Raw genomic sequence first — 9,399 nt, 5'->3', positions numbered from 1 at the left:
GCGGTGGCGGTGGCTACCGCGGCCCTGGTGGCGGTCCCGGTGGCGGCGGTGGTGCGCCGGCCGGTGGTGGCGGTGGCTTCCGCGGTGGCGGTGGCGGCCGTCCCGGCTCCGGCGGTGGTCGCGGCGGTGCCGCGGGTGCCTTCGGCCGTCCCGGTGGGCCGTCCCGGCGTGGCCGCAAGTCGAAGCGGCAGAAGCGCCAGGAGTACATGGAGAACATGCAGGCGCCCAGCGTCGGCGGTGTTCGCCTGCCCAAGGGCAACGGCGAGGCCATCCGGCTCCCGCGTGGCGCCTCGCTGACCGACTTCGCCGAGAAGATCAACGCCAACCCGGCCTCGCTGGTGCAGGTGCTGTTCCACCTCGGTGAGATGGTCACGGCGACGCAGTCGGTCTCCGACGACGTCCTCGAGCTGCTCGGCACCGAGATGAACTACAAGGTGCAGGTCGTCTCCCCGGAGGAGGAGGACCGCCAGCTGCTCGACTCCTTCGACATCTCCTACGGCGAGAACGCCGGTGGCGAGGAGGAGCTGCAGTCCAGGCCGCCGGTCGTGACCGTCATGGGTCACGTCGACCACGGTAAGACGCGGCTGTTGGACACGATCCGCAAGACGACGGTGCACGAGGGCGAGGCCGGTGGCATCACCCAGCACATCGGCGCCTACCAGGTGAAGGTGACCGTCGACGGCAACGACCGGCTGATCACCTTCATCGACACCCCGGGTCACGAGGCGTTCACCGCCATGCGTGCTCGCGGTGCGAACTCCACGGACATCGCGGTGATCGTGGTCGCCGCCGACGACGGCGTCATGCCGCAGACGGTGGAGGCCATCAACCACGCGCAGGCCGCCGGCCTGCCGATCGTGGTGGCGGTCAACAAGATCGACAAGGAGGGCGCGAACCCGCAGAAGGTGCGCCAGCAGCTCACCGAGTACGGGCTCGTGGCCGAGGAGTACGGCGGCGACACCATGTTCGTCGACATCTCCGCGCGCCAGAACATCAACATCGACGGGCTGCTCGAGGCTGTCGTGCTCACCGCGGACGCGGCGCTCGACCTGCGGGCCAACCCGGACATGGAGGCGCAGGGCGTCGCCATCGAGGCGCACCTGGACCGCGGTCGCGGCCCGGTCGCCACGGTGCTGGTCCAGCGCGGCACGCTGCGGGTCGGCGACTCGATCGTCGCCGGCGACGCGTACGGCCGCGTGCGGCGGATGGTCGACGAGTTCAACGAGGACGTCATCGAGGCGCTGCCCTCGCGTCCGGTCCAGGTCATCGGCTTCACGTCGGTGCCGGGTGCGGGCGACACGTTCCTGGTGGTCGACGAGGACCGCACGGCCCGCCAGATCGCCGAGCGCCGGGCGGCCCGCATGCGCAACGCGGCCAACGCCCAGCGGCGCAAGCGGGTCAGCCTCGAGGACCTGGACTCCGCGCTGAAGGAGACCAGCCAGCTCAACCTGATCATCAAGGGTGACAACTCCGGTACCGTCGAGGCACTGGAGGACGCGCTCACACAGCTCGACGTGGGCGACGAGGTGGAGCTGCGGGTCATCGACCGCGGTGTCGGTGGCATCACCAAGGCCAACGTGGACCTGGCGATCGCGTCCGACGCGATCATCCTCGGGTTCAACGTCCGCGCGGAGGCGAAGGTCTCCGAGCAGGCCAACCGCGAGGGCATCGACATCCGCTACTACTCGGTCATCTACCAGGCGATCGACGAGATCGAGCAGGCCCTGAAGGGCATGCTCAAGCCGATCTACGAAGAGGTGGAGCTCGGGCGCGCCGAGGTGCGCGACGTGTTCAAGTCCTCCAAGGTCGGCACGATCGCGGGTTGCATGGTGCTCTCCGGTGAGATCCGGCGCAACGCGAAGGCCCGGCTCATCCGCGATGGCGTCGTCATCCAGGAGAGCCTGCCGATCAGCTCGCTGCGGCGGTTCAAGGACGATGCCGTCGAGGTCCGCGAGGGCTTCGAGTGCGGTCTCACGCTCGGCTCGTACGGTGACCTCAAGATCGAGGACATCATCGAGACCTACGAGCTGCGCGAGAAGCCGCGCGACTGAGTTTGTCTGCCCCGGCGCCGTCTCCCGGACGGCGCCGGGGCCTGGCTCGTTTGAGGATTTCCGTTGTACGTGGGGGCTCTCGAGCTGGATGTGCTGCTCGGCGACATCCGCTCACTGAAGGAGAAGCGATCGGCCGTGCGGCCGGTCATCGCCGAGCTGCGCCGGAAGTTCGAGGTGACGGCCGCCGAGGCCGGCCACCTGGACAAGCACCGGCGATCACTGATCGGAGTCGCCGTGGTCGCCGCCGACGCGTCACATGTGGACGACGTGCTGGACGCGTGTGAGCGGCTGGTCGCGGGTAGACCCGAGCTGGACCTGCTGTCGGCCCGCCGCCGATGGCTGGGCCCCGAAGACTGACCCCGTCGACTGAGGAGTTTCGTCGTGGCTGACGCACCACGCGCCCGCAAGCTCGCGAAGCGCATCGCGCAGATCGTGGCGTCCGCGCTGGAGCACCAGGTGAAGGACCCGCGGCTCGCCCGCGTGACGATCACCGACGCCCGCGTCACGGCGGACCTGCACGACGCGACCGTGTACTACACCGTGCTGGGCGACAAGCTCGACGCCGCACCGGACACCACCGGCGCCGCACTGGCCCTGGAGTCGGCGAAGGGCGTCCTGCGCTCGATGGTCGGCGCCGGCACCGGCGTCCGCTTCACCCCGACCCTGACCTTCGTCGCGGACACCGTCCCGGAAGACGCGAAGAACATCGAAGACCTCCTGGCCCGCGCCGCCGCGGCCGACGCGGAAGTAGCCCGCCTGGCCAACGGCGCCCAACCCGCCGGCGACCCGGACCCGTACCGAGCCCCCCGCGAAGACGACGACGTCGAGGTCGACTGACATCGCGTCGTGCCGTCGCGCTCCACACGGTCGACCCGCCGCGTCAGGTCCGCCACGTACTGACCGTCGTTGAGCACTCGCATCTCCGTCAGTACGTCACGACGGGTCACGAACCGTGCGCGCATATATCTTTCCAGTGGTAAGATAACCGCATGCCCTACCACCACGGGGACCTGCGGCGGGCCATCCTGGACGCGGCCGTCGAGTCGATCACGGCGAACGGGCCGGCGGCGTTGAGCCTGCGTGAGGTGTCCCGCCGTGCCGGGGTCTCCCACGCGGCGCCGATTCACCACTTCGGTGACAAGGCGGGGGTGCTGACCGCGCTGGCCGCCGAGGGCTACGGGCTCCTGGCCGACGCGCTGGACGCGGCCGGGGACGAGTTCGTCGAGGCCGGGGTGGCGTACGTGCGGTTCGCGACCACGCACCGGGCGCACTTCGAGGTGATGTTCCGCCCCGACACCTACCACCGCGACGACCCAGCCGTGGTGGCCGCCAGGCAGCGGGCGAGCCAGGCGCTGGTGCATGGCGTCCGCACCAGGACCGCCCGCACCGGCCGCGAGGCCCGGCTCACGGGCATCGCCGCGTGGTCGCTCGTGCACGGGTTCGCGACGCTGTCACTCACCGGCGCCCTGCCGGACGATCTCGGTGACGATCTCGGCGAGGTGGCCCGGGACGTCGCCAAGATCCTTGTCCCCGGCGAGTGACGGACGCACGGCACCACGCCCCGAACGGGTCCGCCGTAGGACGGTGGACAATGGGTCTGTACCGCGAACGCGGTTAGCGACATCATTCACGTGTCTCCGCCCTCGGCGCACGCGGTCACCCCGCTCGACCCACGGCGAGTACTGGAACCCGACGAAGGTGGTTTGTTCTCGTGGTCGCGGCATTCACGGCGTACGACAGGCCGGCACTCGAGGCGGACCGTGCGCCATGAAGCGGATGTTCCTGTTGTTGCTCACCGCGCTGCTGCTCGCCGGCTGCGGGTCGAGCAGGGCCGAGCTCGAGCCGGTGACGGAGTCGGAGGCCTACGACCGCGTGGAGGCCTACATCCAGCGCGCCGCGGCCGCGCTGCCGGCGGGTGCCCACCTGGAGGCCGCCGCGCAACCGTCCTCTGTGGTCTGCAAGGGTCAACCCAAGGGGCGCGTGACCGTCGTCAGCACGTACTTCGTCCGCGGTGTCGCCGTCGACGACAAGTACTTCGACACCCTGCTGCACTGGTGGGAGGCGCACGACTTCAAGCTGCTCGACGACCTGCGCCCGGAACGCCACTACCTGTGGGTCCAGAGCACCACCGACGGGTTCCGCATGTCCCTGCGCGACAACGATCACGACGAACTCCTGCTGGGGGCGGAGTCTCCCTGCCTCGCGGCCGAGTAGCGCCTGGTCAGACCCCGGTCGCAAGCCCGGACTGGACGAGGCCGGCCGGGTGCGTGAGGCTGGGCCGATGCTGACCGCCGATCTTCGCGTCGCCGCGGACCTGCTCCGCGACGCCTCCGACGTGACGCTGCTCGCGCATGTCAACCCCGACGCCGACGCGCTGGGCAGCGCCCTCGCGCTCGGCCTTGCCCTCCACCGGAGGGGCGCCACCGTTCGGGTGTCGTTCGGGTCGCCGGCCGAGCTGCCGGAGACGCTCCGGCCCCTCGACACGGCGGGTCTCGTCGTGCCGGCCGGCGACGTGCCGGCCGACCCGGAGCTGCTGGTCGCGCTCGACGCCGCCAGCGCGGCGCGCCTCGGCCGGCTGGAGGACCGGATCGCCAGGGCCGGCCACGTGCTCGTCATCGACCACCACGCGTCCAACACCCGTTTCGGCACCCACCACGTCGTCGACGACACCGCGGAGGCCACCGCGGTGCTCGTGCTCGCCGTCCTGGACGAGCTGGGGGAGCGGCTGGACGCGGACATCGCCCGCTGCGTCTACGCCGGGCTCGTCACCGACACCAGCTCGTTCCGCCGCGCGAGCCCGCACACCCACCAGATCACGGCGCGGCTGATCGAGGCCGGCGCCGACCCGGACGATCTCGGCCGGGCACTGCTCGACACCCACCCGTTCGCGTGGCTGCCCATGCTCGCCCGCGTGCTCGCGCGGGCCGTGCTGGAGCCGGACGCCGCGGGCGGGCTCGGCCTCGTGCACACGTCGGTGACGCTGGCCGACCAGGTCGGCGTGCGGTTCGAGGAGGTCGAGTCGGGCGTGGACGTCCTGCGCACGACGGTCGAGGCCGAGGTCGCGCTGGTGCTCAAGGAGAAGGCGCCGGGGGAGTGGACGGGTTCGCTGCGTGCGAAGAGCGCCGTCGACGTGCGGGCGGCGGCGGTCGGGCTCGGCGGTGGCGGCCACCGGCTCGCCGCGGGCTTCTCCGCGACCGGTACAGCAGCGGAGATAACGGAACGTGTTCGGACGATGTTGCGAAATCCGGTGCCGCTCGTAACCAGTTGAGGACGATCGGCGGCGTCCGGGTGAACAAGTGGTATAAACCAATCGCCGTTCGGCCCCTTGGGTGCGCGGGCGGTGACCCAGCCAGGCGGAGCGGACCGGCCAGGCGGAAACGGAGGACATCTTGAGGCGCGTCACAATGGCTGTCGTGGTGGCTACCACGGCGGCGCTCGGACTCGCCGGCTGCGGCAGCGACTCCGGCAGCGGCGACGGCAACGTCAGCCTCGACCTGCTGGTGCCCATCTACGGTGACAAGACCAAGCCGTACTGGGAGCAGCTGGTCAAGGACTTCGAGGCCAAGAACTCGAACATCGACGTCAAGCTCGAGACCCAGAGCTGGGACGACATCTACAAGGTCGTCGACACCAAGATCCAGAACAACAAGGCGCCGGACATCCTCGAGCTGGACGCCGCCGGCCCGGCCTACGCCACGGACGACCTGCTGTACAAGGCCGACGAGATCGTCTCGCCCGACACGTACAAGGACATCGAGCCGGCCTTCATCGACAGCGCCAAGATCAAGGGCCAGGCCTACGGCGTGCCGACGGTCGCCTCGACCCGCGCGCTGTTCTACAACAAGACCCTCTTCCAGCAGGCCGGCATCGCCGCGCCGCCGAAGACCTGGGACGAGCTGCTCACCGACGCGAAGAAGATCTCCGCGCTCGGCGGCGGCGTCTACGGCTACGGCATGCCCCTCGGCTCCGAGGAGGCGCAGGCCGAGACGTCGATCTGGGCCTACGGCGCCGGCGCGTCCTGGGAGAAGAGCGGCAAGATGACGATCGACACGCCGCAGGCCACCGAAGCCCTGACCTTCATGAAGCGCATGATCAGTGAGGGTGCCACGCAGCCGGACCCCGGCGCGACCGACCGCACGCCGCTGCTGAACGTGTTCATCCAGGGCAAGATCGGCATGATCGAGGGCCTGCCGCCGATCGTCGGCCAGATCAAGGAGAAGGCGCCGGACCTCGACTGGGCCATCGCGCCGAGCCCCACCAAGGACGGCAAGCCGGTCACGCTGGGTGTCGCCGACTACTTCGTCGGCTTCAACAACGACAAGGACAAGCAGGCCTCGATCGCGAAGTTCCTTGACTTCTTCTACGAGAAGACGAACTACGTGAAGTTCAACGACAACGAGGGCTTCATCCCGGCCACCAAGTCCGGCGCCGACGCGGCGGCCGCCAAGCCGGAGCTGAAGACGTTCCTCGAGTCGCTGCCGAGCGCGAAGTTCTACCCGGCGACCAACCCGGCGTGGGGGCAGACGTCCGGTGCGTTCAAGTCCCTGGTCGGCGAGATCGCGTCCAAGTCGCCGGCGGACGTGCTCAAGGAGATCCAGGCCAAGGCCGACGCCAGCGGCTGAGGCACAGAAAACCGTGAGATCGGGCGGCGTGGGGTCCCGTCGGGGGCCCCACGCCGGTACCCAGGAGGCGTTCGGTGGCAACCACACGTAACAAGGCGTTGAAGCGGCATGCTCGCCGGCAGACGACCCTGCAGGCTCTCCCGTGGCTGGCACCGGCGCTGGTCCTCATCGGCGGGGTGGTGATCTTCCCCGTCGGCTTCATGGTCTACACGTCCTTCCGCGACCTGTCGCGGTTCGGCAAGGACCGCGGCTGGACCGGTTTCGACAACTACAAGACGGTGTTCGGGCTCGACCCACTGCCGACCGTGCTCGTCAACACGATCGTCTGGACCTTCGGCATCGTGCTCGCGACGGTGCTGATCTCGCTGGTGCTGGCGCAGTTCCTGAACAAGAAGTTCCCGGGGCGCAAGATCCTCCGCATGGTCATCATCGTGCCGTGGGCGGCGTCGGTCGTGATGACCTCGACGGTGTTCGTCTACGGGCTAGACCCGTTCTACGGGATCATCAACAAGTTCCTCGTGGACATCGGGATCCTCGACCAGCCGTACGGTTTCCTCAAGAACGCGACGCCCGGCTTCCTCTCCGCGATGGCGGTCGCGGTGTTCGTGTCGGTGCCGTTCACGACGTTCGTGGTGCTGTCCGGCCTGCAGACGGTCCCGGAGGACGTGCTGGAGGCGGCGCAGATCGACGGCGCCGGCAGGGTCCAGACGTACTGGCAGGTCGTGTTCCCGATGCTGCGGCCCGCGCTCGCGGTCGCCGCGATCATCAACATCATCAACGTGTTCAACTCGCTGCCGATCCTGAAGACCATGACCGGCTCGATACCCGGCTACGACGCGGACACCACGACCACCCTGATGTTCAAGATCATCCAGAGCGACCGGCAGATCGACACCGCGAGCGCCCTCTCGGTGGTCAACTTCGTCGTGATCCTCGTGGTGATCGCCATCTACCTGAAGGTCGTCAAGCCGATGCGTGAGGTGTCCGCGTGAACGGAGCTTGCGGAGTGAACCGTCGAACGCGCGCCCTCCGCGGGCCGCTCGGAGCCTGCGAGGAGCGGCCATGAGCGAGGTCGTCACCAGGGGAGCGGTGCTCGATCCGCCCAAGGCGGTGAGGACGGCCACGCCACCCGCCCCGCGCAGGCGGGAGTCGAAGCGGTGGGGGCTGACGATCATCGGCGTGATCGTGGCGCTGGTGTTCCTCGCGCCCTACCTGATCATGCTGAGCGGTTCGCTCAAGTCGCGGCAGGAGATCCTGCGGATCCCGCCGGACTACCTGCCGACGAACTGGAAGCTCGACAACTACGTCAACATGTGGGGCACGCCGGAGGCGCCGCTCCCGAACAACCTGCTCTCGACGGTCGTGATCTCCCTGGGCGGCACGGCCCTGGCACTCGTCGTCGCGCTGCCCGCCGCGTACTACACCGCGCGGCACCAGTTCCGGCTGAAGCTGCCGTTCATGCTGCTCGTGCTGGTCACGCAGATGCTGCAGCCGACCGTGCTGGCGTCCGGCCTGTTCCGCGAGTTCGTCTCGCTGGACATCAACGACACCTGGCTCGCGATGATCCTCGTGAACGCGGCGTTCAACCTGTCGTTCGCCATCTGGATCATGCACAGCTTCTTCGCGACCGTGCCGAAGGAGATCGAGGAGGCGGCCTGGATCGACGGCTGCAACCGCGGGCAGTCGCTGTCGCGGATCATGCTGCCGCTGGTGTGGCCGGGCATCGTCACGGCGGTCATCTTCACGTTCATCGCGTGCTGGAACGAGTTCGCGGCGAGCCTCATCCTGTTGCCCACGGACACCAACCAGCCACTCACCGTGGCGCTGACGAAGTTCATCGGGCAGTACGAGTCGGCGTGGCAGTACGTGTTCGCGGTGTCGATCATCGGCATCCTGCCCGTGGTGGCCCTGTTCGCCATGATCGAGAAGCACCTCGTGTCCGGCCTGACCGCGGGCGGGGTGAAGTGAATTTGTGATTCTGAATCGTGGTGTTCAGTTTGTTGTTGTTCTAGATTGGGGCTCGCGCGCCGGTTGACGACCGGGCCGCGACGACGAGGTGCGGTCTTGTGACCGGCGAATGGAAAGGACCACCATGGCGACAGTGACCTTCGAGGGCGCGAGCCGTTTCTACGCGGGCACGGAACGGCCCGCGGTCGACCAGCTGAACCTCGAGGTGGAGGACGGCGAGTTCCTGGTTCTGGTCGGACCGTCGGGTTGCGGCAAGTCGACCACCCTCCGCATGCTCGCGGGTCTCGAGGGCGTCGACGAGGGTGCGATCCGCATCGGCGAACGCGAGGTCACCGACCTCCCGCCGAAGGACCGGGACATCGCGATGGTGTTCCAGAACTACGCCCTGTACCCGCACATGACGGTGGCGGACAACATCGGCTTCCACCTGAAGATCAAGAAGGTGCCGAAGGCCGAGCGTGCCGAGCGGATCCTCGAGGCGGCCAAGCTGCTCGACCTCGAGCCGTACCTGGAGCGCAAGCCCGCCAAGCTGTCCGGTGGCCAGCGCCAGCGCGTGGCCATGGGTCGCGCGATCGTGCGCCGGCCGCAGGTGTTCTGCATGGACGAGCCGCTGTCGAACCTCGACGCGAAGCTGCGTGTGCAGACCCGCACCCAGATCGCGTCGCTGCAGCGGCGGCTCGGCGTCACCACGATCTACGTGACGCACGACCAGATCGAGGCCATGACCATGGGTGACCGGGTGGCCGTGCTGAAGGACG

General features: G+C 68.7%; 10 protein-coding genes. All 10 read left to right on the top strand.

What is annotated here, in order from left to right; translation table 11 throughout:
- Positions 1-2,051, top strand: a 2,051-nt coding sequence (gene infB / locus ACJ73U_RS36830; RefSeq protein WP_407782381.1) for a translation initiation factor IF-2, incomplete at its 5' end; no start/stop codon positions are given.
- A 63-nt stretch (positions 2,052-2,114) separates the two neighbouring features.
- The gene (locus tag ACJ73U_RS36825) at positions 2,115-2,408 is read left to right on the top strand and encodes a DUF503 domain-containing protein (protein ID WP_407782380.1); all 294 of its coding nucleotides are present in this window, start codon (positions 2,115-2,117) and stop codon (positions 2,406-2,408) included.
- Between the two features lie 24 nt (positions 2,409-2,432).
- Positions 2,433-2,888: a 30S ribosome-binding factor RbfA gene (gene rbfA, locus ACJ73U_RS36820; RefSeq protein WP_407782379.1), complete on the top strand. Its 456-nt coding sequence runs from the start codon at positions 2,433-2,435 to the stop codon at positions 2,886-2,888.
- Positions 2,889-3,040: 152 nt separating this feature from the next.
- Positions 3,041-3,592, top strand: coding sequence for a TetR/AcrR family transcriptional regulator (locus tag ACJ73U_RS36815; RefSeq protein WP_407782378.1), 552 nt, complete (start codon positions 3,041-3,043; stop codon positions 3,590-3,592).
- 226 nt (positions 3,593-3,818) lie between these two features.
- Entirely contained in the window at positions 3,819-4,265 is a 447-nt protein-coding gene (locus ACJ73U_RS36810; RefSeq protein ID WP_407782377.1) for a hypothetical protein, read from the top strand.
- A gap of 67 nt (positions 4,266-4,332) precedes the next feature.
- Complete coding sequence (locus tag ACJ73U_RS36805) at positions 4,333-5,319, top strand: DHH family phosphoesterase (RefSeq protein ID WP_407782382.1); 987 nt, start codon at positions 4,333-4,335, stop codon at positions 5,317-5,319.
- Positions 5,320-5,455: 136 nt separating this feature from the next.
- Positions 5,456-6,673: an extracellular solute-binding protein gene (locus ACJ73U_RS36800; RefSeq protein ID WP_407782376.1), complete on the top strand. Its 1,218-nt coding sequence runs from the start codon at positions 5,456-5,458 to the stop codon at positions 6,671-6,673.
- A gap of 74 nt (positions 6,674-6,747) precedes the next feature.
- Positions 6,748-7,665 (top strand): carbohydrate ABC transporter permease, encoded by a 918-nt coding sequence (locus tag ACJ73U_RS36795; RefSeq protein ID WP_407782375.1) that lies wholly within the window; start codon positions 6,748-6,750, stop codon positions 7,663-7,665.
- A 70-nt stretch (positions 7,666-7,735) separates the two neighbouring features.
- Positions 7,736-8,641 (top strand): carbohydrate ABC transporter permease, encoded by a 906-nt coding sequence (locus ACJ73U_RS36790; RefSeq protein ID WP_407782374.1) that lies wholly within the window; start codon positions 7,736-7,738, stop codon positions 8,639-8,641.
- 124 nt (positions 8,642-8,765) lie between these two features.
- Positions 8,766-9,399, top strand: a 634-nt coding sequence (locus ACJ73U_RS36785; protein WP_407782373.1) for an ABC transporter ATP-binding protein, incomplete at its 3' end; no start/stop codon positions are given.

The organism is Actinophytocola sp. (assembly GCF_045807065.1).
Taxonomy (GTDB): domain Bacteria; phylum Actinomycetota; class Actinomycetes; order Mycobacteriales; family Pseudonocardiaceae; genus Actinophytocola.
Note: the sequence above shows the minus strand (reverse complement) of the source record. Positions and strands in the feature narration are given on the sequence as shown.

Excerpts from the sequence above, each read along its gene's own strand:
- ACJ73U_RS36805 (WP_407782382.1), top strand. The coding sequence starts at position 4,333 with ATGCTGACCGCCGATCTTCGCGTCGCCGCGGACCTGCTCCGCGACGCC.
- ACJ73U_RS36800 (WP_407782376.1), top strand. The coding sequence starts at position 5,456 with ATGGCTGTCGTGGTGGCTACCACGGCGGCGCTCGGACTCGCCGGCTGC.
- ACJ73U_RS36790 (WP_407782374.1), top strand. The coding sequence starts at position 7,736 with ATGAGCGAGGTCGTCACCAGGGGAGCGGTGCTCGATCCGCCCAAGGCG.
- ACJ73U_RS36815 (WP_407782378.1), top strand. The coding sequence starts at position 3,041 with ATGCCCTACCACCACGGGGACCTGCGGCGGGCCATCCTGGACGCGGCC.
- ACJ73U_RS36810 (WP_407782377.1), top strand. The coding sequence starts at position 3,819 with ATGAAGCGGATGTTCCTGTTGTTGCTCACCGCGCTGCTGCTCGCCGGC.